The following is a 25,872-nucleotide window of genomic DNA, read 5'->3' as shown; positions in this document are numbered from 1 at the left end:
CCTCGTCCTAAACCTTGCTGTGAACCTAATCTGTTTTGGAAACCACCCGCTTTGGGCAATAAAAAAGGCGGGCTTTTGGCCCACCGCTCATACTAACCATCGGATTTGCAACGCATCATAGACTCACCCACGCAAAAAGCAAGAGATATCGCAGCGATGTTAAGCTTAAAAAGCCCCCTTTCGTGACGCCCACTCCTTTTAACCACGATTTTCTCTTATGAATCTGATGGTTCAGGCTGTTATCCCCAGAATCAATCCGCGCCCTTAACCCGCGCCAGCGTCAGGACATCCACCCGCGCTGCCCCCGCCGCAAGGAGGATTCGGGCACATTCATTAACCGTCGCGCCCGACGTCATTACGTCATCCACCACAATGAGCTTAAGGCCACGCACGTCCACGCCGCCGCGCAGGGCAAACGCGCCACGCACATTCAAAAGGCGCTGCTTTTTCGAAAAGTGCCCTTGGGGCGGCGTAGGCCTCTCGCGCACCAAGGCATCGACCAAAACCCGCTTTTGAACGCGCTTGCCCAAGGCGGTGGCCAACAAGGCAGACTGATTATAGCGCCGCTTCAAAAGCCGCCAGCGATGCAACGGGACGGGAACGATTCCGTCAACCTCCGGCCAAAAAACTTCCCCCGCCCGCGCGAGCCCCTGCACAAACAACGGCAACCCCTGCAATTGATCGGCATGTTTAAAGCGCAGCAAAAGGGGCTTGCTGGCCTCATCATACAAAAAGACACTCCGCGCCGCCGTGAAGGCGGGCGTCTCGGCAAGGCACACGCTGCATAACGCGCCCTCACCCATCGGCGAATCAAACGGCGCGCCGCAACACGGACAGAAAGGCGCGTTCACGAAATGAATCGCCTTCCAGCACGCGGCGCAAAGGGTCTGGTTTTCTGTGACATGCGCATCGCAGCCCAAACAGAGGGGCGGCATCAAAATATCCCATAAAGGCCTCAGCACGCCCCGCGCCCAACCATGAAGCCGCTTGAGAAAAGACGTCATGGCTTTGCCCCTTGTTGGGAAACCACCAAAAACGACCCCAGCACCAGCGCATCGATAGCCGTTTCCTTAAAGCACGTCAGCGCATCGTCGGGCGAGGCCACAATCGGCTCACCGCGCCGGTTAAAGGACGTATTGACCAAAACGGGCACGCCCGTCAAAACCGCCGTCTGCACGATCAAATCGTAGAAAAGAGGGTTGTCCTCGCGCCGGAGAGTCTGGGGCCGCGCCGAGCCATCAATATGCGTCACGGCAGGAATCACCTCTCTTTGATCGGGGCGAACCTGCGCTGCATAAAGCATGGCGGGACTTTCGCCCTCTAGCTCAAAATAGGTCGCCGCTTGTTCGACCAGCACAACGGGCGCAAAGGGACGGAACGCCTCACGGTGCTTGACGCGCTCGTTGAGCGTTTCCTTCATGCTGCCACGCCGCGCATTGGCCAAAAGGCTACGGTTGCCAAGGGCGCGAGGGCCGAACTCCATACGTCCTTGAAACCAGCCGACCACCTTATCCTCGGCCAAAAGCTTCGCGACCCGCGAAAGCAGCGCCTCACGCGGCAACACTTCATAGCGCACACCCTGCCGATCCAACGCGGCGCGGCAAGCCTCGTCCGAAAAGGCGGGGCCAAGGTAAGGCGTCAACCTGTCATAACGGCGAGGTGCGCCCGACAACGCATAATACCCCTGCAGCGCCGCACCAAGTGCCGCGCCGCCATCGCCCGCCGCAAACGGGATGAAAAGATCATCAAAGATTTTCGCATCACGCAGCCGCGCATTGGCAACGATGTTGTGCGCCATCTCACCCGTCAGGCAAAGGTGGCTTAGGCCTGTGGCTTCTTTCGCGCCTTGTGCCAAATGCAGCAAGGCTTCCTCCATCACCTTTTGCAGCGAGGCGGCAATGTCCTTATGCCTTTGCGAAAGAGGGGCTTCCGGCTCTCGCGGCGCGCCGCCAAGCAGCGCGGCCAGCTTGGGGCCAACCTCTAACTCTCCCGCGTCCATAGAAAAACAAGACAGATCCAGCGTAAAACCGCCGTCCTCTTGCCACGCAATTAAACCGCTTAAAACGTCCCGATAAAGCGGCTGGCCATAGGGAGCCAGCCCCATCACCTTATACTCGCCCTCATGCGCCTCAAACCCCAGATAGCTTGTGATCGCCGTATAAAAAAGCCCCAGCGAATGCGGATACGCGACCTCGCGCACAAGCTCTAGCGCCGAGCCCTGCCCGCGATAAAGGCTGGTCGTCGCCACCTCCCCCACGCCATCGACCACCAGAATAGCGGCCTCCTGAAACGGGCTGGTGTAAAAGGCCAGCGCCGCATGGGAAAGCGCGTGATCAATCTCGATCAGCTTGGGGGAAGCCCCACACGTCGCCTGAATCCGCGCCGCAAGCGCTTGCGTATTTTCGCGATAGGACGCCGCCTGTGGCCCTGACAAACGCTTAAGCTTCAAGGCTGGCTTTTCGTAAAAGACAACAGCGTCCAACGCCGCGCCCGTAATCCCGCCCTCTTGCAAAACATAACGCAGCGCGTTTTCGGGAAAGCCGTCCTCATGCTTGAGGCGGGAAAAGCGTTCTTCCTCAGCCGCCGCAACAACAACGCCATCGCGCACAAGGCACGCCGCGCTGTCTGTATCGAAACATGAGAGTCCAAGGATATCCATGAGAGGTCTTTTCTGAAGGGCTAACCTCCTTATTTAGCAGGGAAAGCCCGCAAAAAGAAAGGCTTGTTCTTCCGCTTTTTACAAACGGGATGGTTTGGGCTAAAAGAACAGGGACTCCTTATACCTCTTCCCCCTTTCGCTTCTTTTCTTACGGGTTTTGCATGCGCGTTCTGGCTGGTTTGTTTTCCTTTTTGTTTCTGGTCGCTGTCAGTGGTGTGATCGCGCTGTTTTTGCTCTTTCAGCATTACGGCCACGATCTGCCCGACTACACCTACCTTAAGGACTACCAGCCACCGATCATGACGCGCCTTTACGCCGATGATGGACGCATGATGGCCACCATCGCCGCTGAACAGCGCATCTTTGTGCCGATCAAGGCCATCCCTCCCCTCGTTGTTAGCGCTTTTTTGTCGGCTGAAGACCAAAATTTTTATGAACACGCGGGTGTGGACATCTTTGGCATCATCCGCGCCGCCATCACCAACCTACAAAACGTTGGACGGGATCGTCACCCGATGGGCGCGTCCACGATCACACAGCAGGTCGCCAAGAACATGCTGCTGACCAACGAAGTTTCCATCGCCCGCAAAGTGCGAGAGATTATTCTGGCGCAGCGCCTTGAACAATCGCTCACCAAAGACCGCATCCTAGAGATATACCTGAACGAGATTTTCTTGGGCCAACGCTCATATGGCGTGGCATCGGCCGCGCTCAACTACTTCAACAAATCACTGGATGAGCTGACGCATGCCGAGGCCGCCTATCTGGCGGCGCTGCCCAAAGCGCCCAATAACTACCACCCTGTACGCGATCATGACGCCGCCGTGGCGCGACGCAATTGGGTGCTGTCGCGTATGGAGGCCGATGGCCGCCTGACCCGCGAGCAAGCCGAGGCCGCCACGGCAGAACCCTTGCAAACGCGCGCACGCGATGAGGCGGAAGTCGTCCAAGGCGGCGAGTACTTTACCGAAGAAGTGCGCCGCCAATTGATAAGTCTTTTTGGCGATAAGCCCGTATTAGAAGGCGGCCTTGCGGTGAAAGCCAGCCTTGATCCGCATTTGCAGCATGTGGCAACGAAAGCCTTGCGCGACGGACTTGTGGACTATGACCGCCGCAATCGCGGCTGGCGCGGCGCCGTGGCGCATTTGGACTCCTTGAAAAACTGGAACGCGCAATTAAAGGCTATCCCCGTACCAGCGGGCGGCGAGATATGGACGATGGCCGTTGTGATCGGCCTTTCGGCCAAAGAGGCAGAGCTGGCGGTCGTGGACGGCACGCGCGGGCATCTGCCGTGGGGGGAGATGAGCTGGGCACGGCGCGAGCTAAAAGATAATACCTTTGGCCCTGCCATCAAGAAACCAGCGGACGTTCTGGACATTGGCGATGTTATTTTGGTGGAAGAAGCCAAAAAAGACGACAAAGGCAAGGCCTATCCGGCAGGTTCCTATACCCTGCGCCAAGTGCCCGTCGTACAGGGCGCGATTGTCGCGCTGGATCCCCACACAGGGCGCGTGTTTGCCATGACGGGGGGCTTTAGCGCGAAAATCAGCCAATATAACCGAGCAACGCAGGCCTATCGCCAACCCGGCTCATCCTTTAAGCCGTTTGTGTATATGGCCGCGCTGGACAAAGGCTTTACGCCTTCCAGCCTCGTTCTGGACGCGCCGTTTGAATATGTCCAAGGGCCGAACATGCCGCTTTGGCGGCCTGAAAATTATTCGCAAGAGTTTTATGGTGCAACGCCGCTGCGCGTCGGCATCGAAAAATCGCGCAATGTCATGACCGTGCGCCTCGCCAACGCCATCGGTATGGACGCCGTCGTGGAAGAGGCCAAGAAATTCGGCGTCGTGGATGACATGCCGAACCTTTTGTCCTTTTCGCTGGGCGCTAAAGAAACCACGCCCCTTCGCCTCGCCGCCGCCTATGGCATGATCGTGAACGGCGGGAAGAAAATAACGCCGACCATTATTGATCGCGTGCAAGACCGCGATGGTCGCACCATCTGGCGGGCGGATACGCGCCCTTGCGAGGGCTGCCAGCTTGAATACTGGAGCGCAGGGATCGCTGCGCCCGACATGCCCGACACGCGGGTGCAAATCCAAGACCCGCGCACGGCTTATCAAATGACCTCGATGCTGGAAGGCGTCGTGCAGCGCGGCACAGGCGCACGGCTCAAAGCTTTGGGCTTTCCCCTCGCGGGCAAAACGGGCACAACAAACGACAGCCGCGATGCGTGGTTTGTCGGCTTTACGCCCGATCTGGTCGCGGCGGTCTATGTCGGCTTTGATGAGCCTCAATCGCTGGGCAGCCATGAAACGGGCGCGAGCGTCGCCATCCCCGTCTTTCAGAACTTTATGGCGGAAGCGATGAAAGATAAGATGGCCGTACCGTTCCGCATCCCTTCTGGTCTTCGCATGGTGCGCGTCGATCCGGCCACGGGCAACCTGACCCCCTCGACTAACCCGTCCGGTATTTGGGAAGCCTTTATTCCCGATACGGAGCCCAAGGAAGCGGAAACGCGCCCCGTTCTGGACGGCAGCGTCACGGGTGAGTTTGCGAACGGCGTTAACCCTCCCGCAGCCACACCTGATGGAACGATACCCGAGGGAACAGCGCCGAGCGGCACAGCGCCTGCCGCCACACCCGCTATGCCCACCAACCCCTCAGCCACCGAAGGCACAGGCGGGTTGTATTAGGTATTAGGTGCAGCCGCCTTCTTGCTGTGATCTTCGCCGATCATAAGAACAACGGCGGGATGGACGAACAGCGTAAATAGCGTACCAATCGAAAGCCCCGCCGCAATAACAAGCCCCATATTAAACCGCGATAAAGCGCCCGCGCCCGTTGCGATCACCAGCGGCATGACGCCCAGCACCATGGCGGCTGTGGTCATCAAAATGGGACGTAGACGCACGCCAGAGGCATGAACGATGGCCTCCCGCTTGCTCATCCCCTGCAGCATCAGCTTATTGGCGAACTCGGCGATAAGAATACCATGCTTGCTGATAAGGCCCATCAGAGTCACAAGGCCGACTTGGGTATAAATGTTGACGCTCGCGCCGTGCAGACCCAAAGAGATAAAAAGCAAAGCGCCCGCAATGGCCATTGGCACAGAAATCAGGATTGTGATGGGATCGCGGAAACTTTCAAATTGCGCGGATAAAACAAGATAGACGATGACAAGCGCAAACAAAAAGGTCATCACAAACCCGCTTTTTTCCTGCACAAACTGACGCGCCTGCCCGCCGTAATCGACGCTATAGCCTTGCGGCAAAGACGCTTGAGCCATGCCATCCAGTTTTGTGAGCGCATCACCAAGACCAATGCCGGGAAACATCATGCCCGAAATAGTCGCGGCATTCATCTGTTGAAAATGATTAAGCGTCTGGGGCACGGCCTTGGTCGTCATCGTGACGATGGTGGAAAGAGGCACAGAATCGCCGCTAGAGGTCGTGATATAATAATCCTTCAACTGATCGCTATTCAGGCGGCTTTTTTGCTCGACTTGCGGGATAACCTTATAGGACCGTCCCGAAAAACTAAAATAATTGACATAGCCGCCGCCCAGCATTGAGCTAAGCGCCCCACCGATATCGCTCATCGACAGGCCCATTTGCGCCGCCTTGTCGCGGTCAATCTGCACCGTGGCTTGGGGAAGATCGAACTTTAAATCCGTATCCAAAAACATGAACGTGCCGCTGGCCAACGCGGTTTTCAAGAAATCATCGGCGACTTGTTGCAGACGATCATAGCCTTCCGTCGTCTTGATCACGAACTGGACGGGCAAGCCGCGAGCCCCTGGCAACGACGGCGGCTGCAACGCCACGGCCTTTAGGCCAGTGATGCTGCTCATATCCTTCTGAAGAAGCGGCTGAAGATCATTAGACGTGCGCGAACGCTTATTCCACGGCTTCAGCACCATGCCATAAAAAGATTGGCCGACAAAGTCGCGCTGAAAAGCATGCTCGGTTTCAGGATAGGCAGAAAACATCTTATACGCCTCGCGGGAGTATAAAAGGCGCTGCTCTAGCGTCGCGTCGGGCGCGGCGGTGGCAAAGGCCATGACCACGCCTTGATCCTCTTGCGGGGCCAGCTCAGCGCGTGAGGTCGTGTACAGAAAATAAGTGCTCCCCAAAACGATCACAGAGAAAACGACTGTGACGGGAAGAAAATTAAAACTGCGATCCAACACGCGCTCATACCTTTGGCGCAGATGCTCAAACTTCACCTCCAGCCAATCGACCAGCTCTTCGTGCCAGACGGTGCTTTCATGGCGATGCGGCTTTAAAAACTTCGAACACATCATGGGCGACAACGTCAGGGCGACAATCGTGGAGACGGTGACCGCGCCAACAAGCGTAAAGGCAAACTCGGTAAAGAGCGCGCCCGTCAATCCCGTTTGAAAGCCGATGGGCAGATAAACGGCAATCAAAACCGTCGTCATAGTCAAAATAGGGGCGGCCAACTCACGCGCCGACTTAATCGACGCGTCAAGGGGCGAAAGCCCTTCCTCCATATGGCGGTCAACATTTTCTACGACGATGATCGCGTCATCGACGACAAGGCCGATGGCCAGAACAAGCGCGAGCAACGTCAAAAGATTGATCGAAAAGCCAAAGAGCATCATCATCGTAAACGCGCCGATGAGCGAAAGCGGGATGGCAATCGTGGGAATAAAAACCGAACGAGGCGAGCCAAGGAACAGAAAAATGACCAGCGTGACGATAAGCCCCGCTTCACCCAGCGTCCACACCACTTCGTTAATCGCGTTGTTGACGAACTTTGTGGAATCATAAATGACTTCGCCCTCAAGCCCTGTGGGAAGCTCATCCTGAATGGTAGGAAAAACGGTTCGGATACGCCCGATCACATCCAGCAAATTGGCGGTAGGGGCGATTTCAATACCGATATAAACGGCATCCTTGCCGTCAAAGCCAACCCGCTCATCATACGAGTCAGAGCCAAGCGTAACGTTGGCCACATCCTTAAGGCGAAGGATCGCGCCGCCTTCTTGCTTGACGATCATCTCACGAAATTCGTCCAAGGAACGCAGATCGGTGGAAGCACTAAGGCTGACCTGCACCATTTGACCCTTGGTCATGCCAAGGCCGGAAATGACATGATTTTTTGCCAAAGCCGCCGACACGTCAGCCGCCGTCAAGCCATGAGCCGCCAATTTTTCCGGATCAAGCCATGCCCGCAGGGCAAAGTTCTGCGCCCCTAAAATCGCCGCCGTTTGAACGCCCTCAACAGCTTGCAAGCGCGGTTGCACGACGCGCAAAAGATAATCGGAAATACTGCCCCGCGAAAGGCTATTGCTTCGAAAGCCGATATACATCGCGGCGATGGTCTGGCCGATGCTCATCGAAATCACGGGCTTTTGCGCCTGCGGCGGCAATTGATTGATGACCGAGTTCACCTTGTTCGTGATTTCCGACAGCGCGTTGTTGGAATTGTGGTTGAGGCGCAAATTGGCCGTGATCGTGCTAACGCCGCTTTGACTGTTAGAGGTCATGTAGTCGATGCCGTTCGCCTGCGCGATAGCGTTTTCAAGCGGGGTGGTTATAAAGCCCGCCACGATATCCGCATCCGCGCCATAATAAACGGTTGTGACCGTGACCACCGCATTTTCGGTTCGCGGGTATTGCAAAATGGGGAGCATAAAAACGGCGCGAAGCCCCAAAACCAAAATCAGCAAGCTGACAGTGGTGGCCAGAATAGGACGACGGATAAAGATTTCGGTGAAATTCATGACTTATCGATCCTTGGGGGCCGGATTTTCATCGTTCGTCGGCACAACCGTGTTATTGATAATCACGGAAGAGCCATTGCGCAGCTTAAGTTGTCCTGCGGTCACGACCTCATCGCCTTCGGCAACGCCCTTCAAAACCGCGATTTGATCGCCGCGCGTTAAGCCTGTTTCCACAAAGGTCATCGTCGCAGTTTTCTTGGGCTTCCCGCCCTCGTCCACGCCGCCGTCCTTGATAATATAAACCGTGCTGCCATAGGGATTGAACGTGATCGCCGTTTGCGGCAACGTCACAAAGGCTTGCGGTGCGCCCGTGGATAGCGCCGCTGAGGCAAACATACCGGGACGCAAGACTTTATCTGGATTCTTAAGCGACGCCCGCACGTCGATGTTGCGCGTTTTGTCATCCACCTTGGCCCCGATGGCCACAATCTCGCCCTCAAAGATCCTATCCTTATAAGCATCGGCGCTTACGGCCAGTTTCTGGCCAACCTGAATTCTCGCCAGCTCCTGTTGCGGCACAAAGAAATCCATAAACAAAGGATCCAGTTGTTGCAGCGTCACCATCGTCGTGCCCGCAGGTACAAACTGGCCGACATCGACTTGCCGGATCCCAAGGCGTCCCGAAAAAGGCGCGACAATTGTTTTCTTTTGCAGCGTGACGTTTTGCGCCTCGATCTGCGCCTTCAGGTTTTCCAGCCCCGCCATATCGGTCTCTAGCGTCGCTTGGCTGATGGCTTGCGTTTTGATCAAGGCCTGATCACGCGCCACGGTAAGCTCGGCCAGCCTCGCCTGCGCGACAAGAGCCTGCAACTTGGCAATATCGTCACCGCTGCGCAGTTGGAATAAAACCGTACCTTCATCCACATCTTGGCCGGATTCCATAAAGGTATTTTCCACAATGCCACCGATTTCGGGCGACAGATCCGCGCCCTTGGCCGCGCGCAGCGTGCCCACGGCCTTAAGCTCGCTTTGCCAAGGCAGGGACGTGGCCGTGATGGTCGAAACCGTCTGAAGCGGGTTGCTCATCGCCGCCATGCCCTTCATCATCATCGACTTGCCAAAGAGTTTAAATCCAAATACGCCCCCTAACACGAGGACGCATAAAACCAGCATGATAGCCATGCGTTTCTTCATTGGGCTTCTCCGTTTTCTGCTGTCCGTCCCCACCAGCCGCCGCCCAGCGCTTGAAACAAAGCGGCGGTATCGGACAGGCGTGAGGCCTTAGCCTTGATCAACGCGATCTTGGCGGTTTGATAAGAGCTTTGCGCGGCCAGAAGGGCGACGTAATTGATCGCGCCCGCCTTGAATTGCGTTTCCGTTAGCGCAAGCGACTGGGCCGAGGCTTGTTCAGCCGCCAGTTGCGCCTTCAGCGAAGCGGCGTCACTCTCCAAAGCTTTCAGGCTATCGGCAACGTTTTGAAAGGCGGCCAGAACGGTGGCGCGATACTGCGCGGCAGCGGCATCAAAAGCGGCTTCTTTGGCGCGTTTTTTGTGCAGGAGTTCGCCGCCTTTGAAGAGTGGTTGCAGCAAGCCCGCACCCAGCCCCCACAAAGCCGTGCCGGGCGTGAACAGGCTGGCGATTTCGCCCGCGCTCACGCCATAGCTAGCCGTCAAAGGAAACTGCGGCAGCATTGCGCCCATCGCGATACCGATCTCGGCATTGGCGGCTTCCAGATTGGCGCGCGCGGTGCGGATATCGGGGCGCTGCTCCACCAGTTTGGAGGGCAACGTGAGCGGCAAATCGCTGGGCAGCTTGAACGAAGCCAACGTGAAGGTCGCGCCTACGCCTTCGCTGGGGAAACGCCCTAGCAACACCGCCATCAAATTCCGCGAGGCCGCCAATTGCTTTTCAAGCGGAGGAAGTGCCGTTTCGCTGGCCGAGACGGTAGCCGCTTGCGCCAGATAGGCAGGCGCCGCAATAGCGCCGGCGTCCAGCTGCGCTTTTGTCAGCTCTAACTGTTTTTTCTGCGCGGCAATGATCTCTTGTGTCGCCTTGATCTGCTCACGCAGCGAGGCTTCTAGTACCGCCGTCGTGACAACATTATCCGTCAGCGTCAAATAGGCGGCCTCAAGCTCGAACCGCTGCGCGGTGGCGGCGGCATCCGCCGCCTCGGTCGTGCGACGCGTCACGCCAAAAATATCGGGCGTATAGGAAACAGAAACGCCGACGTTGTACAGCGTATATGGCCCTGCCGCCGACGTTTTTTTGCGATTGTCCGAGGCGCTGCCATCCAGTGATGGGAAAAAGCCGCCGTAGCTTGCCGTCGCCGTTTCCTGCGCGACTCGAAGAGAGGCGCGGGCGGCTTCCAGCGACGGGTTGGCTTTAACAGCTTGCGTGATCAAATCGTTGAGCGGCGCGGATTCGAACAAAGTCCACCACGCGGCAGGCACATCGCCGCCCGCCAAAAAGCGTTGAACGCCGCCCAGCGAGGTTTTGGCACCAGCCGTGGCCTTTGGCATCCCGTTTTCGCCATAGGAAGCGACAGTCGGAGCCTCCGGCGTTTTAAAGTCTGGGCCAACGGCGCAACCGCCCAAAAGAGGCAAAGCGGCCAAAAGCCAAGACGAAAGAAAAACAGTGTTGAATTTCATCATGTTATAGTCTTTCGCGGGATGGGGTCGGGAAAAAAGCGCCCTGATAGCGCACCTATTTCCCAAGCAGGTAAAGCACTTTAACAGAAAATTAACCAAACAATCCATCGGCATTTCAAATCCTCCTCAAGAATTCAGTTGATAACATACATTCATGTATGTATGTTTGTCAAGAGAAAAAATGATCAAGGAAGGCTAGAGACTATCCCCAAAACAGTTCACTTTTAACAGAGTAAACAAGTCAAAATCACCCTCCCCTTGCGGGAGGGTCGAAAAATAAGACCCCGAAGGGGGATAATTTTTCGGGGAGGGGTCAAACTGTCATGCCTGATCAAATTCTAACCCCTCCCCGAAATTGCTACGCAATTTCGACCCTCCCGCAAGGGGAGGATAATTTTTCTGAACCCTAACCCCTGAACATCCAATGGCCCGTAAAACAAAAGAAGCATCGCAAAAGACCCGTGAGGCCATTATGACCGCGGCCACAACCGTGTTTTACGAACGCGGCGTGGCGCGGGCGTCCTTGCAGGAAATCGCAGAAACTGCGGGCGTGACGCGCGGCGCGATTTACTGGCATTTTAAGGACAAGGTGGCTTTGCTGACGGCCTTGGCGACCGAGGTTTTCTCACCCAACGAGGCTCTTTTAGAGCGGTTAGCTCAGGACTCTAGCGACGACCCCTTGGGCCTTCTCCATAAAACGGGGCTAGAGACTCTTCACGCCATGCTGAACGATCCGATGCGGCGGCGTGTTTTTACCATCCTGACACAACGCTGCGAATATGTTGCCGAGATGCAAGCCCTAAGCGCCAGCAACACGGAATCGCGTAATCGCGTGCGTGATCGCCTAATCCGTATTTTACATCAGGCCGAAAAGAACGGCCAACTGGCCGCTCCATGGGCTCCCGCCACAGCGGCGGCTGCTTTGCAGGGGCTCTTTTTCGGTTTTTTGCATCTGGACACGGAGTATGCCACGCCGTCGCAGCACCGCGACGGGCTTTATGCCGCCTCTATCGATGCGCTGTTCGCCTCGTTCACGCCAAGCGGCAAGGCTTATGCGATCACGGAAAAACCCGCGCCCAAAAGAACGGCCTAGGACGCCCCCTCAATGCCCCAGCTCCATGGCGGGGCAATGGTTCATGACGACCCTTAGGCCAGCGGCCAGAGCGCGCTCGGCAGCGGGTTCGTTAACAACCTCCAGCTGCATCCACACGACCTTTGCGCCCTTGGCGATGGCCTCGTCCGTGATAGGGCCTGCGGCCTCGCTATTGCGGAAAATATCCACCATATCGATAGGCTCGGCAATGTCGGCCAGATTGGCGTAAACGACCTCGCCGAGCAGCTCCCGCCCCGCCAAAGCTGGGTTAACGGGAATGACGCGATAGCCCTGCCTTTGCAGAAAGCGCATGACGCCGTGGCTGGCGCGGTCTTCCTTATCGCTGGCCCCCACAAGAGCAATGGTGTGGACATCGGCCATAAGGGCGAGGATTTCTTGGTGGGAAAGATCGCGATAAGGCATCGTTTTCTCCTGCTTTCGGGTGGACTTAGGGGTCTTTTCCGTTTTATCTTGAAACCCGTGAACAATTTATAAAAGTACAGGATCCCTTCTATGCCTATCGAAAAGAATTACGACCCCGCCGCCACCGAAGCCAAATGGTATCCCAAGTGGGAAGCGGCCAGCGCGTTCGCCTGCGATCCAACATCTAAGGCGGAACCCTATTGCATCATGATCCCGCCCCCCAACGTGACGGGCAGCCTTCATATGGGGCATGGTCTTACCTTTACCATTCAAGACACGCTCATCCGCTATCAGCGCATGAAGGGCAAGGACACGCTGTGGCAACCGGGCACGGATCACGCGGGCATCGCAACGCAAATGGTGGTGGAGCGTCAACTGGCCGCGCAAGGCAACAATGTTGGCCGCCGTGAGATGGGGCGCGAGAAGTTTTTGGAAAAAGTCTGGGAATGGAAGGCCGAGTCCGGCGGCACAATCACCAAGCAGCTGCGCCGTCTGGGGGCTTCTCTCGATTGGCCGCGTGAGCGCTTCACGATGGACCCCGCGCTGAACAAGGCCGTGAACAAGGTTTTCGTGCAACTCTATAATGAAAAGCTGATTTATAAAGACAACCGCCTTGTGAACTGGGACCCCAAGATGCTGACCGCCATTTCCGATTTGGAGGTAGAGGCCAAGGAAGTCAAAGGCAACCTGTGGCACTTCAAATACCCGATTGAAGGCACAGATGAGTTTATCATCGTCGCCACCACACGCCCCGAAACGATGCTGGGCGATACCGCCGTCGCCGTTCATCCCGAAAATGAGAAGCTGAAGCACCTGATCGGCAAGAGGGTCAAGCTGCCGCTGGTGGGACGCCTTATCCCCATCATCGGCGACGAGTACGCCGACCCTGAAAAAGGCACGGGCGCGGTGAAGATCACCCCCGCGCATGACTTCAACGATTTTGCCGTCGGCAAAAGGCACAAGCTGGAGATCATCAACATCTTTGACGCGCACGCGCATCTGAATGACGACGTGCCGGAAAAATATCGCGGGATGGAGCGTTTTGCCGCCCGCAAGATGATCGTTGCGGATATGGAGGCGCTTGAGCTTTTGGATCAAATCGTGCCGCACGTTCACACGGTTCCGCATGGCGACCGCTCTGGCGTGCCCATTGAACCGTGGCTGTCCGAACAATGGTATTGCGATGCCAAAACACTCGCCGCGCCCGCGCTGAAAGCCGTTGAAGATGGCCGCACCCAATTCGTGCCAGAGCAATGGACGAACACCTATTACGCATGGATGCGCAATATCGAGCCGTGGTGCATCAGCCGTCAGCTTTGGTGGGGGCATCAGATTCCCGCGTGGTACGACGAAGAAGGCAACGTCTTTGTCGAGCATGACGAAGCGGAAGCCCATGCGAAAGCTGAACAAAAACATGGCCACAAAGTTACCCTCACGCGTGATGAAGACGTTTTGGACACATGGTTTTCCTCCGCGCTGTGGCCGTTCTCGACGCTGGGCTGGCCAGAGAAAACACCGGAGCTAGCGCGGTATTATCCCACCGATGTGCTGGTCACGGGCTTTGATATTATCTTCTTCTGGGTTGCCCGCATGATGATGATGGGCCTGCACTTTATGGATGATGTGCCCTTCCGCAAGGTTTATATCCACGCGCTTGTTCGCGATGAAAAAGGCCAGAAGATGTCAAAGTCAAAGGGCAATATCATCGATCCTTTGGTCACCATTGACCAATATGGCTGCGATGCGTTGCGCTTTACGCTGGCGAACCTGTCCACACCGGGACGCGATATTAAACTTGCCACCTCGCGCATCGAAACCAGCCGCAACTTTGCCACCAAGCTGTGGAATGCGGCGCGTTTCTGCCAGATGAACGGCTGCGCGTGGGATGCCGCGTTCGATCCCGCCAGCGCCCAGCACACCGTCAACAAATGGATCATCGGCGAGACGATGGCGGCGGCGGATTCCGTGGCCGCGCATCTTGACGCCTATCGCTTCGACCTTGCCACCCATGCGGTTTACGATTTCGTGTGGAACACGTTCTGCGATTGGTATCTGGAGTTCACGAAGCCCTTGCTGGCCGAAGGCGGCGATGCGGCCATCGCGGCGGAAACCAAGGCCACGACGGCGTGGGTGCTCGCGCAAATGCTAAAGATTCTGCACCCCTTTATGCCCTTTATCACCGAGGAATTGTGGGAGCAAATCGTCGGCGACGGCACGCTTTTGATCACAACCGCGTGGCCTGTTTCCTCTATCGCCATTGATAAAAACGCGGGCGCGGAAATGAATTGGGTCACGCGTTTGATCACGTCGGTGCGCAACGTCCGCGCCGAGCTGAATGTTCCGGCAGGGGCGCAAATCAAGCTTTTGATCAAGGGAGCGAGCGAGACGACAAAAACGCGCCTTGCCACGCATGACGCAATCATCAAGAAGATGGCGCGACTTAGCGACATGACTCTCACGGATGCGGCAGCCAAGAACGCCGCGCAAGCCGTGGTCGATGAAGCGACGCTCATTCTGCCTTTGGAAGGCGTGATCGACATCGCGCAGGAAAAAGCGCGCCTCGCCAAGGAAATTGCGAAGTGGCAGGACGAGATTAAAAAGGTGGACGCCAAGATGGCGAACGAAAACTTCGTCTCCCGCGCGCCTCAGGAAATCTTGGACGAACATCGCGAGCGCAAAGAAAACGCAACCTCTATGATCACCAAGCTTGATGCCGCACGAAAGGGACTGGAGGGATAAGGTGAGATTAAGAAACAACCTCTTCCTTTTAACGTCATTGCGAGGAGCAAATGCGACGAAGCAATCCAGCTGCGCCGCGTCTGCGGCGCATATGACTCTTCTGCCGCGCGGACGCGCGGCAAGCTGGATCGCCACGGCGCTTTCGCGCCTCGCGATGACGGTGTTTGTTTTATTTTCTATAACGAGCGTCTCTACCCTCGCCGCCCCTGCGCCAGCCGTCGATGACCGGTTTTGCCAGCAGCTTGTCAAACACACGCCCAGCGCCGACATGGCCTATCAGGCTGGAGTGGACGTGAACGGTAAAGCCGTGGTTCCTGCGGATTTGGATAACTCTAACACCTTTGCCCTGCCGGACGAACTGACCATCCCGCTTACCGTCGATTTGATGAGCTTTTTGAAAATGGACGCCTCCGCCCTGCCCGCCTCGGCCATGGCAAGGAACGACATTCAACTGGGAACGCTCACCCTGCGGGGAGATAAGGTTCTGTTCAACGGCCAACCCCTTTCCGATGCGCAGCAGGATAATCTGGCCGTATTGTGCCTGAAACCGACGAAATAAGCGCAAAAAGCGTATAGAAAACGGATCAAAAATGCCGTATGGTAATTCCTTCCTTTAATGAAGTGATGAAAACCATGAACACCAAAGCCCCCAAGACCGCCATCTCGCCCACCCGCGCGGAAAACTATAACGAGTGGTACCAGAAGATCGTGCGCGCCAGCGACATTGCCGAGCTATCGGGCGTGCGCGGCTGCCAGATCCTGAAAGCATGGGGTTACGGCACATGGGAGCAAATGCAGCATGACCTTGATCGCCGGTTTAAGGATACGGGGCATGAGAATTATTATTTTCCCCTGTATATCCCGCTGAGCTACTTCCAACGCGAGGCCGATCATGTCGAGGGCTTCGCCAAGGAAATGGCCGTTGTCACCCACCACCGCCTGACGAAAAACGCGGACGGCAAGCTGGTTCCTGATGGCGAGCTAGAAGAGCCGCTTATCATCCGCCCGACCTCTGAGACCATCATCGGCGAGTCCATGAGCAAATGGATTCAGTCCTATCGCGATCTGCCGCTTCTTTTGAACCAATGGGCGAACGTGTCGCGCTGGGAAATGCGGCCACGCATTTTGCTCCGCACAGCCGAGTTCCTTTGGCAGGAAGGCCACACCGCGCACGAGACAAAAGACGACGCAATGTATGAAACAAAGCAAATGCTGGAAGTGTACCGCGCCTTTTGTGAGGAAGTTTTGGCCGTCCCAGTTATCACAGGTGAGAAGATCGCGGCTGAGCGTTTTCCGGGTGCGGTCAACACCTATTGCATCGAAGCGATGATGCAAGATGGCCGCGCCTTGCAAGCGGGCACGTCGCATTATCTGGGACACAGCTTTGCCAAAGCCTGCAACATTCAATTCCAAAGCCGCACAGGCTCGCTGGACTATGTCCACACGACATCATGGGGCGTGTCCACGCGGCTGCTTGGCGCGCTTGTCATGACTCACGGCGACGATAACGGCATGAAAATGCCGCCACGCGTTGCGCCCTATCAGGTTGTGATTATCCCGATCCTGCGCGAGGATTCGCCCAAGGATGAAATTATGACCGCCTGCGAAAAGCTAAAGGCCGATTTGCTCAACGAAACGCTGGAGGGCACGCCTCTGCGCGTCAAGGTGGACGCCCGCGATATCCAAAGCAGCGAAAAGCGTTGGGACTGGATTAAGAAAGGCGCGCCGCTAATCGTCGAGATTGGCGCGAAGGATATCGCCAGCGGCAAGGTGTGCGTCACGCGCCGCGACAAGCTGGAAGACGGCAAGCGCTTTGACGAACGCGGCACGTTTGTCGGCAACATCGGGCTAGAGCTGGCCACGATTCAGCAAGCGCTGTTCGATACGGCGGCGGCCTTCCGCGCCTCGCGCCTTGTCTCCAACATTAAGGACTGGGCGGCGTTCGAAGCCTATTTCAGCAAGGATGAGGACGGCGGCTTTACAGGCGGCCAAGGCTTTATCCGCGCCAAATGGTGCGGCGATGAAACCTCGCTGGCCAAGCTGGACGTTTTGGGCGTGACCGTGCGCTGCATCCCGTTCGATCAGGATGGCCGTGAAGGCGTATGCGTCCTAACCGGCAAACCCGCCACGCTAGACGTTATCTTTGCAAGAGCGTATTAAGATGGGCATTTAGAAAAAAATTAACTTAACGATAAGAATGTTGAGTGGCATACTGTACGTCGAATCGAAAGTTAAAAAGAAACATCTTTCGGTTAACGCCTTGCTTATCAAGCCCCCCTTACAGCATAGGAAAGTTTGTTATGTCCTTTCAGCCCACGATGCTTGATCAAATTACCTCCAAAATTCGGGGCCATCAAATTAACAAACCAAATGAACTTGATGTTGCCGTAAAAATTCGAAACAAGGCATGGAAAAACAGTGATTATATACCCACATGGGTTGACGTTGAGAATGTAGGATTAGATCAATTTTTCACGCGTCCAGATGTTGCAGAAAAATGCTGGAAATCTTTGATAAAGCACATGAACGCACAGGGCGAAGACATATCTCATTATAAGTTTGTAGAGCCTTCTGCTGGTCTTGGGGCTTTTTATGATTTATTGCCAGATGATCGTCGTATTGGAATTGATGTTTTCAATTATAGGCCAGAATTTATCTTAAGCGACTTTCTCTCGTGGGGGCCTAAAAAGAACGGCTATCGCTATGCCTCTATAGGAAACCCCCCCTTCGGGTATAGGGCTTGGCTTGCGTTGGCCTTTCTAAATCACGCGTCCTTGTTTTCTGATTACGTTGGGTTTATCGTTCCTATGGCCTTTCAAAGCAGGGGGAAAAGCAATGTACAGGATAGGGTGAAAGGACTAAACCTTATTCACTCTTCGCCATTGCCACCCGATAGTTTTGTGAGCGTTGATGGGAAAAGCGTCAAAGTTAATGCTCTATGGCAAATATGGGCACGCAAGGAAGGAAACACTAAACCTGCCCCAAAAACTTGTGATCAATATATTGACTTATTCACCGTAGATATGAGGAAAGAACGTCTTTGTGGGCAAACAAGATTAAGTGAAGCTGATTTCTTTTTGCAACGGACTTTTTATACCAATCCTCCAACTCTTGTTACTAGTTTTGACCAAGTCCGATATGTGTGTGGTTATGGGATGGTTATTAAGAAGAAAAAACGCGAGATTATAAAAATCCTTCGCAAGGCCGACTGGAAAAAACACAGTAATCTTGCTAGCCATAATTGTCGTCATATAAGCATGTGTCATATTAGGGCCGTTCTAACAGAAGCGGGGTTTACAGATGTGTGATTTTATAGGCCTATTTGCTTCTGTGTTGACAGAGTTCGATAATGAAAAAAAATGGGATGGCGCCATTTTGGGAAAAATTAAAACAATTAACAATACAAAGGTGGGAAGTGTCGGTCAAACCTTTATAGAAAGATTGTGTGCCCAATTAATCATCCCATGTTCATTTCCCCTGAATTCCAATGGAAAACGACTTTCACAAAGCCCTTGGGATATTAAAATTAATGACATTGAATTTGAATTAAAAACAGCCACTGAAGATACGAGCAATCACTTTCAATTCAATCACATTAGATACCATCGAGAATATCAAGCATTGCTATGTTTGGGTGTGTGCCCAGCAAATTTGTACTTTGGTGTCTGGTCAAAAGCCGATGTTGTTACAGGCAAAGCAGGAAATTTGGTTAGCATGGAGAAAAAGGCAAACGCTTCTTATAAACTCACAAAAACCCCCAGCCACTTGCATGAGATTTCCAATTTCAAAACTGAAATTGAAAAGTTTTCATATAAATTTAAGAACGGGAACTAAGCATAAGCCCCCTTGAACTCGCTGGATTTATCACATGATGACCCCTTTCTCCCCCTTTGAAACCATGGTGGCCTTTCGCTATTTGCGCGCAAGGCGGCAAGAGGGTTTTATCTCGGTCATTAGCTGGTTTTCGCTGCTGGGCATCGGGCTTGGCGTGGCCACGCTCATCATTGTGATGGCGGTGATGAACGGCTTTCGCGCCGAATTATTCGACCGCGTCCTTGGTCTAAACGGCCATCTGAATGTGTATAGCCAAGACGGCCTCCCCCTCACGGACTATGACGCGCTGGCCGCCAAAATCCGCGCCGTGCCGCAAGTTTTGGAAGTGTCGCCTTCCGTCGAGGGACAAGCGCTGGTGACAGCCAGAGGCGAAGCATCGGGCGCGATGGTGCGCGGCATTTTGCCAGAGGTCTTTGCGAGTCGCACTATTATCAAAACGCATATCGCCGAAGGCTCGCTGGCCAATTTTAACGGCGACAAGATCGCGATTGGCGCACGCATGGCACAGCGCCTTGGCCTTCATGTCGGCGACAGCCTGACTCTCATTTCCCCCACCAGTAAGGCGACGGTGTTCGGCTCGGCCCCGCGCATGAAGGCGTACCCCATCGGCGTGATTTTTGACGTGGGCATGTATGAATATGACAACGGCTTTGTCTTTATGCCCTTGCAAGAAGCCCAGACGTTCTTCCGCACGTTTGGCGGCATAACGGCGCTAGAGATTTTCATCACGCAGCCCTACAAATTCGATCATACGAAGATGGCGGTTGTTGAGGCGCTGGGCAGCACACCCACGCGCCTTTTGGATTGGCAGCAAAGCCACTCCAGCTTCTTCACCGCGCTTCAGGTAGAAAAGAACGTGATGTTCCTCATCCTCACCCTCATCATTCTGGTGGCCGCGTTTAACATTATCTCTGGCCTGATTATGCTGGTCAAAGACAAAGGCCACGACATCGCGATCCTGCGCACCATGGGCGCAACGCGCGGCATGGTCATGCGTATCTTCTTTTTAGCGGGCGCGTCCATCGGCGTTTTGGGAACAGGCGTTGGCCTTGCTTTGGGCATCGCCTTTGCCAAAAATATCGAGTTTATTCGTCAAGCCTTGCAGAAAATGACGGGAACCGATTTGTTTTCGGCTGAGATTTATTTTCTCTCGCACCTGCCCGCCGTTCTGGACTGGGGTGAGGTCACGCAGGTTGCCGTCATGGCGTTAACGCTTTCCTTCCTTGCTACGCTCTATCCCTCTTGGCGGGCGGCGCGTCTCGACCCCGTGGAGGCTTTGCGCTATGAGTAGTCCCGCCCTTCACCTTCAAGACATTCGCCGCAGCTTTACGCAAGGCGAAGGCAAGCTGGATGTTCTGCGCGGTTGCCAACTGACCATCGAGCGTGGCGAGAAAGTTGCCCTGATCGGCCCGTCCGGCTCTGGCAAATCCACGCTTTTGCAAATCGCGGGGCTTTTGGAAAAGCCGGATGAAGGCGCAATTTTGATCGACGGACAAAAGGCAGACAGTCTTGGCGACGAAGGACGCACCGCGCTTAGGCGGCAAGCCATCGGCTTCGTCTATCAATATCATCATTTGCTGCCCGAATTTACGGCGCGTGAAAACATCATGCTCCCCCAGATGATCGCGGGTGTGAAGCGACAGGATGCAGGCAAACGCGCCGATGAACTTTTGTCCCTCATCGACTTAAGCGCCCGCGCCAGTCATCGCCCCTCGCAGCTTTCGGGCGGTGAGCAACAACGCATCGCCATCGCCCGCGCCTTAGCCAATCGCCCCGCCCTTTTGATTGCGGATGAACCAACGGGCAACCTTGATCCCCACACGGCCGATCATGTCTTTGCCATCTTGCAAGACCTTGTCAGCCATCAAGGCCTTGGTTTGCTCATGGCCACCCACAATCACGCGCTGGCGGCACGCATGGATCACGCCTGTGAATTAAAAGACGGATTATTAGCCGTAATACAATAATTCTTTTTCTTTCTCCCTTTTCTTGATTAGTCCTTTTAATAAAAGGGCAGAAATAGTGCCCTTCCCGCCCTTGACAACAAAGACAAACGGGAGGCATACATCTGCACCCGCGCCGTAAAAGCGCCTAAGATTCGACCTTTGCCCTATTGAGGAGAGTTATAATGTCCGAGAAACATGCCGTTGAAAAATCAAGCGGCGAGATCGCCAGCAACGAAAAAGTTTTGACTTTGGCCGCTCAGATTATTGCCGCCTATGTCGGCCACAACACCGTCAGCGCCGCCGAGCTTCCTGCCGTGATGGCGACTATCTATCAAAACCTGTCGCGCCTTGGCGCGAACATCGCCGCGCCCGAAGCGCGTCCCGATCCTGCCGTTCCCGTTCGCAAATCGGTGATGCCGGAATACATTGTTTGTCTTGAAGACGGCAAAAAACTGAAGATGCTCAAGCGTCACCTAAAGACCGCCTACAACATGACCCCTGAACAATATCGCGAGCGCTGGGGCCTTGGCGCCGATTACCCCATGGTCGCGCCCAACTACGCCAAGCAGCGAAGCAAGCTGGCCAAGCAAATCGGCCTTGGCACAGCGCGTCGCACCGGTAAGAAGGCAGCCTAAACAGCGGCGGGCAGCACTTTATAGCCAAATCGAGTAATTTCCATAATATCTCCCGTCATTGCGAGCGACCAACGGGAGCGCGGCAACCTGTCGCGCCGAAGCTGCGAAGCAGCGCAGGGGGATCCATCTCCTGTCGTTTCCACCACTAGAGCAGTTTCCGTTTAGATAAGACCTCTTGCGTAACCCATTTTTTGTCCCCCCCCCCCGCAGGCGGGGGTCTAGGGGACTGGGCGATAAACTTGGGTGTTGAACCCCCTAGATGCCCGCCGGAGCCTGTCCTCGCGAAGGCGGGGGCGGGCATGACATGGTTCTTAAAGGTTATGCAAGAGGTCTATTTTCATGCAAGGCCCTTGTTTTTTAAGGCAGTTTGGAACATCAGACCTCTGTTCCTTTTCAGGCTTTGCGCCACGCGAACGCCCATGATATAGAAAGCGGGCGCTTTTTTTATTGATCCCAGCTCCGATTCCATCGCCTGACAAAGGATAGTTATGCGCCAAGAAAAACTTCTCGCCTTGCTTGAAAAAGACCTGACCGTTGGCTCCCTTCAAGTCAGGATGGCGGAATCCCCCCAAGAAATCATCGCCGCCCAAAAGCTTCGCTATCAAGTCTTTTTCGAAGAGATGGGCGCACGTCCCTCCCCAGAGGTTGAGGCGCAAAGGCGCGACTTCGATGCTATGGACGATTACTGTGAACATTTGCTGGTTATCGACAACGCGCTAGAGGCCGAGCGGAAAGTTGTGGGAACCTATCGCCTGATCCGCCGCGAGGCCGCAGCCAAGAACGGCGCGTTCTATTCCGCCAGCGAGTTTGATATCACCCCCCTGCTTAACTATGAGGGCGAGATTCTAGAGCTGGGTCGCTCGTGCATTCATAAGGATTATCGCACGGGCATTGTGATGAACATTTTGTGGAAAGGCCTTGCCGCCTATATGTTCCGCCACAACATCAAACTGATGTTCGGCTGCGCCAGCCTTCACGGAACCGATCCCGAAGACCACAAGATCGCGTTATCCTATTTGTATCACTATCACCTAGCGCCGCCCGCGCTTCGCGCCCGCGCTTTGCCGGATGTGTATGTGGAGATGAACCGCCTGCCCAAGGAAGCCTTTGATCCCGAAGCCGCGCTGGACAGCCTAGAGTTTAACAATATCGTCAAGCTGGATCCCAAAGCGGGCCTTGCCGCCCTGCCGCCCTTGATCAAGGGCTATCTGCGCGTGGGCTGCGCCATTGGCGACGGCGCGTACATCGATCAACAGTTCAACACGATTGACGTGTGCATTATCTTTCGTACCGAGCTGATCACGGATCGCTATCTGCGCCACTATGAGCGCATGGAAGAACGCGAAAACGGAAGCGTCTAAAGCCCATTTTATTAAGGTCTTTTTCCGTCATACCGGCGAAGGCCGGTATCCAGTCGCGCCATGTCCACGGCGCATAAGAGTCTTATACCAATCCGCCTATGAACTGACACGCAAAAACAACAAGAAAAACGGGATCCCCGCTTTCGCGGGGATGACGCTAAAGGGAAATATCGCCATAAAAAACACCGTCATTCCCGCGCCCTCGTCCCACCGCACTTGCGGCGGGCGAAAGGGCAAAGCGGGAATCCCGTTTGTTTTTTCTCTACGAGTCACTTCATTCGCTTTTTGGTATTATGCCGCGCTAGCCTGCCCCGTGCTTGACACGGGGCGCGGCGCTGGATCCCGCTTTCCCGTCTACGCTGCTCCGCAGCTTCGCCGGGCTAGGCTTCAGCCCTGCGAAGCTCGTCAGAGCGAAGCAGGGTCAGCGGGATGACGCAGTGGGTTCGTCCGTCCATGTGTCGTTTATTATAGCGGTTGGTATGACGCTTCCGCGCCATCCGCTGCCTGCCCCGCGAAGCCCGAAGGGCGTAGAGGGGCGCGGGATGACGAAAAAACGTCTAAAGCTTATAATAAAATGCGACGCCAGTGCAGTCCGTCGTATCAGTCGTAATCTGATTGACGCTTTTTTTCGTGACAGGCACCCATGCCCCGCCATTGCGAACAAAAGCAAGAGAAGGAGAATTATTTTGCGTAGGGTCAATCGCGACCAATCCTGATGGAAGCGACCCCGCAAAGCCACCCCCATAATTCGTCGCCGTGGCAGGTAAGCGCGTAATCATCCCAAGACAAGCTGTAAGCCTATCGGTTTTGTCCATCGTGGCGGGCAAGGTCATCTCAATCGAAAAGCCATAGCGCGGCGCAGCAGGAAACTGGATTAAAAACGTCCCACCCCATGCATTGATGGTATCATCCTCAGCCTTATTGACGACACTGTCAGGAAAAAGACCAGCGGCAACCTGCGCACTCGGCGTCGACGGGGGCGCGGCCGTAGAGTTGGAAAAACCCGAATAAACGCCACGCACATTGTTGGCAATTTCGGTCACAAGCTGAACCGTGTCTTGAATGGGTTGCCGCTCACGCACGACACTGGCTGTCGCCCAAATGGCCGCCAGAACTAACCCTATCACGCCAAAAACAATGGCCGTTTCTGTCAGAGAGAACCCACGCTGACTGGTCTTTAAAGAAATCGTTTTCATGCCCGACTGCCTTTCTTTGTTTTTTCGCGGGTTAGCGTCCATTCCACAAACAACGGCTCCTCGGTTGTCCGCCCCGTCACAAACAACTGGAGCGTACGACGAGGAGCCCCGTGAGCGCAATAGACGCTTGCCTCCAGCCCTAATCCTTCTCCAAACCTTCCATGAACCCGAAAGCGCCACCCGCTGCCCGAAGGCGTGCGAAGCAACGCCGAGCCGCCGCCTTGCGCCAGCATCACGTTCACATCGGGGTGGATATGCCAGCGCACCGTAAAATCGCGGCCCGAGGCCCCCATCAGAACATCTTTGCCGCGCAGCTCGTCACCCTCTTCCGTCAAGGCCAGCACACGCTGTAGCATGACGCGCTGGCGTGGCGCATAACCGTCATGAGTCATATCGACATATTGCACGCCTTCTTGCTCATAGCGCTGCAAATCCACGGTGCGGGGACGATGCCCTATTCCGCCCTCTACCAACACCTCGCACGCGTTGGTATCCCCCAGTGTCACCGTGTTGTGCGCCGCCGTCGCCGCCAAGGCTCGCCGCCATGCAGGGTCGTGATTTTCTAGTGCGCCGCAATTGGTGATCAGACGCTCGCGCCCAACGCTAAACTCAAAGCTCATAAGGCCCGCATGCGCCCCTTGATCATAAGGGCGCGGCGGCGGGCCAGCACTATCCACCAAAAGAAGGCTGCGCCCTGCTGTCAAACGCTCATAGCCCATATGGGCAAGGCGCTTGAGAACGCGCCCCTTAACCTCGGCCATCGTCAAGGTCGCATCAAGGGTCAGCGCCGACCCTTCGCGTGCGCCATTAAACAGCGCAAGCCCCCCATCGCCATGCCGGAAAAACTTAAGCGCGGGAACCATCCGCGCAATTGCCAAGGTCAACTCGGCGGGCATTTCCATCTGTGCCACGCGCAAAGCCGTGCGCAAATCGATCAAAAGACGCAGCATCTCGGCATGAAGGACGGGATTGCGAAAAACAGTGCCGCCATCGGGCAAAACTTCGGCATCGATCTGGCGGGTCAGTAGAGTCAGCGCGATTCCCAAGGCTCGCTGCCCATCAATCAACGCCAGACCGCCATAGACCAGCCCCTTGATCGCGCAAAGTCCTTCAATCCCCGTTAAGTGGGCGGGTGCGACATGGATCAAATGGCGCAATTGGCGCACCATGCTGACAATCATTTTCTTCGTAAAGTCATGACTGGCCGCACTGCCATAAAAGTCAAAAAAGGCAATCCAGTTGGCAAGGCGTGCGCCCAGCACATCGGGGGCCCACGCATCTTCATCCCATTCTTCTTGATCCTCTAGCCATTCGTGAATCATGGAAACGGCCTTACGCCGCGCCAGATCGCTCCCGACCGCCCGCAGATCGCGCAGAAAATCAAACGTAAGAAGGCTTTTCCGCCCCATCTCGCCAAAGGGAGCTGCATCATCAAAAAGAGCGGGCTGACTGGCGATCAGCGCCTGCCCTAGCTTGGCATCACCCGGCCAAGGATCAGGGATGGAAAGCCTCAACCGATCCGGCACAGAGCCTTGATCAAGCATCAGGCGATAAAGAGGGTTGCCATAAGTAACGGCCTGAACGCGCCGTCTGATTTGTTGAAGCATCTTAACGGGGCTATTATCCATACGCGCCCAAGTCCCCTT

The 25,872-nt window shown here is 55.3% G+C and carries 19 protein-coding genes; 11 read left to right on the top strand and 8 right to left on the bottom strand.

Annotated features, from left to right (window positions below):
* Positions 1-251 precede the first annotated feature (251 nt).
* Together WC612_04960 and WC612_04955 are read right to left on the bottom strand one after the other, a co-directional pair.
* Complete coding sequence (locus WC612_04960) at positions 252-1,004, bottom strand: ComF family protein (GenBank protein MFA6280121.1); 753 nt, start codon at positions 1,002-1,004, stop codon at positions 252-254.
* Complete coding sequence (locus WC612_04955) at positions 1,001-2,659, bottom strand: carbamoyltransferase C-terminal domain-containing protein (GenBank protein ID MFA6280120.1); 1,659 nt, start codon at positions 2,657-2,659, stop codon at positions 1,001-1,003. The genes WC612_04960 and WC612_04955 overlap by 4 nt, the downstream gene beginning before the upstream one ends.
* A 161-nt stretch (positions 2,660-2,820) precedes the next feature.
* Between WC612_04955 and WC612_04950 the strand changes: the two genes are divergently transcribed.
* A complete protein-coding gene (locus tag WC612_04950; GenBank protein ID MFA6280119.1) occupies positions 2,821-5,355 on the top strand; it encodes a penicillin-binding protein 1A in 2,535 nt (844 codons plus the stop codon).
* On the opposite strand, the gene WC612_04945 is transcribed toward WC612_04950, so the two are convergent.
* Genes WC612_04945 through WC612_04935 form a run of 3 tightly spaced genes read right to left on the bottom strand, consistent with a single transcriptional unit; the run spans position 5,352 to position 11,002 of the window.
* The gene (locus WC612_04945) at positions 5,352-8,411 is read right to left on the bottom strand and encodes an efflux RND transporter permease subunit (protein MFA6280118.1); all 3,060 of its coding nucleotides are present in this window, start codon (positions 8,409-8,411) and stop codon (positions 5,352-5,354) included. The genes WC612_04950 and WC612_04945 overlap by 4 nt on opposite strands.
* Before the next feature lie 3 nt (positions 8,412-8,414).
* Positions 8,415-9,545 carry an efflux RND transporter periplasmic adaptor subunit gene (locus tag WC612_04940; GenBank protein MFA6280117.1) on the bottom strand — a complete coding sequence of 377 codons (1,131 nt, stop codon included), beginning with the start codon at positions 9,543-9,545 and terminating at the stop codon, positions 8,415-8,417.
* On the bottom strand, positions 9,542-11,002 hold the full coding sequence (locus WC612_04935; protein MFA6280116.1) for an efflux transporter outer membrane subunit: 1,461 nt from the start codon (positions 11,000-11,002) through the stop codon (positions 9,542-9,544). Before WC612_04935 ends, WC612_04940 begins: the two co-directional genes overlap by 4 nt.
* Positions 11,003-11,423: 421 nt before the next feature.
* Between WC612_04935 and WC612_04930 the strand changes: the two genes are divergently transcribed.
* A complete protein-coding gene (locus WC612_04930; GenBank protein ID MFA6280115.1) occupies positions 11,424-12,092 on the top strand; it encodes a TetR family transcriptional regulator in 669 nt (222 codons plus the stop codon).
* Positions 12,093-12,101: 9 nt separating this feature from the next.
* Here the strand turns inward: WC612_04930 and WC612_04925 are convergent, their stop codons facing one another.
* Complete coding sequence (locus WC612_04925) at positions 12,102-12,515, bottom strand: CoA-binding protein (protein MFA6280114.1); 414 nt, start codon at positions 12,513-12,515, stop codon at positions 12,102-12,104.
* A gap of 90 nt (positions 12,516-12,605) precedes the next feature.
* Between WC612_04925 and WC612_04920 the strand changes: the two genes are divergently transcribed.
* The 9 genes from WC612_04920 (at position 12,606) to WC612_04880 (ending at position 23,030) form a co-directional block, all read left to right on the top strand.
* Positions 12,606-15,254, top strand: a complete 2,649-nt coding sequence (locus WC612_04920; GenBank protein MFA6280113.1) for a valine--tRNA ligase — start codon at positions 12,606-12,608, stop codon at positions 15,252-15,254.
* Between the two features lies 1 nt (position 15,255).
* Positions 15,256-15,813 carry a hypothetical protein gene (locus tag WC612_04915; GenBank protein ID MFA6280112.1) on the top strand — a complete coding sequence of 186 codons (558 nt, stop codon included), beginning with the start codon at positions 15,256-15,258 and terminating at the stop codon, positions 15,811-15,813.
* Positions 15,814-15,887: 74 nt separating this feature from the next.
* Positions 15,888-17,414 carry an aminoacyl--tRNA ligase-related protein gene (locus WC612_04910; GenBank protein ID MFA6280111.1) on the top strand — a complete coding sequence of 509 codons (1,527 nt, stop codon included), beginning with the start codon at positions 15,888-15,890 and terminating at the stop codon, positions 17,412-17,414.
* 140 nt (positions 17,415-17,554) lie between these two features.
* Complete coding sequence (locus WC612_04905) at positions 17,555-18,562, top strand: hypothetical protein (protein ID MFA6280110.1); 1,008 nt, start codon at positions 17,555-17,557, stop codon at positions 18,560-18,562.
* Positions 18,555-19,088 carry a hypothetical protein gene (locus tag WC612_04900; protein ID MFA6280109.1) on the top strand — a complete coding sequence of 178 codons (534 nt, stop codon included), beginning with the start codon at positions 18,555-18,557 and terminating at the stop codon, positions 19,086-19,088. The genes WC612_04905 and WC612_04900 overlap by 8 nt, the downstream gene beginning before the upstream one ends.
* A 34-nt stretch (positions 19,089-19,122) precedes the next feature.
* The gene (locus WC612_04895; GenBank protein ID MFA6280108.1) at positions 19,123-20,379 is read left to right on the top strand and encodes a lipoprotein-releasing ABC transporter permease subunit; all 1,257 of its coding nucleotides are present in this window, start codon (positions 19,123-19,125) and stop codon (positions 20,377-20,379) included.
* Entirely contained in the window at positions 20,372-21,055 is a 684-nt protein-coding gene (locus tag WC612_04890) for an ABC transporter ATP-binding protein (GenBank protein MFA6280107.1), read from the top strand. Before WC612_04895 ends, WC612_04890 begins: the two co-directional genes overlap by 8 nt.
* Positions 21,056-21,216: 161 nt before the next feature.
* A complete protein-coding gene (locus tag WC612_04885; GenBank protein ID MFA6280106.1) occupies positions 21,217-21,669 on the top strand; it encodes a MucR family transcriptional regulator in 453 nt (150 codons plus the stop codon).
* Between the two features lie 488 nt (positions 21,670-22,157).
* The gene (locus WC612_04880; protein MFA6280105.1) at positions 22,158-23,030 is read left to right on the top strand and encodes a GNAT family N-acyltransferase; all 873 of its coding nucleotides are present in this window, start codon (positions 22,158-22,160) and stop codon (positions 23,028-23,030) included.
* A 557-nt stretch (positions 23,031-23,587) separates the two neighbouring features.
* Here the strand turns inward: WC612_04880 and WC612_04875 are convergent.
* Together WC612_04875 and WC612_04870 are read right to left on the bottom strand one after the other, a co-directional pair.
* Positions 23,588-24,226 carry a hypothetical protein gene (locus WC612_04875; protein MFA6280104.1) on the bottom strand — a complete coding sequence of 213 codons (639 nt, stop codon included), beginning with the start codon at positions 24,224-24,226 and terminating at the stop codon, positions 23,588-23,590.
* Positions 24,223-25,854, bottom strand: a complete 1,632-nt coding sequence (locus tag WC612_04870) for a heparinase II/III family protein (protein MFA6280103.1) — start codon at positions 25,852-25,854, stop codon at positions 24,223-24,225. Before WC612_04870 ends, WC612_04875 begins: the two co-directional genes overlap by 4 nt.
* Positions 25,855-25,872 lie beyond the last annotated feature (18 nt).

It is taken from the genome of Bdellovibrionales bacterium (assembly GCA_041662785.1).
GTDB lineage: Bacteria > Pseudomonadota > Alphaproteobacteria > UBA9219 > UBA9219 > UBA8914.
The sequence above is the reverse complement of the archived record's forward strand: the minus strand, read 5'-3'. Positions and strand labels throughout refer to the sequence as shown.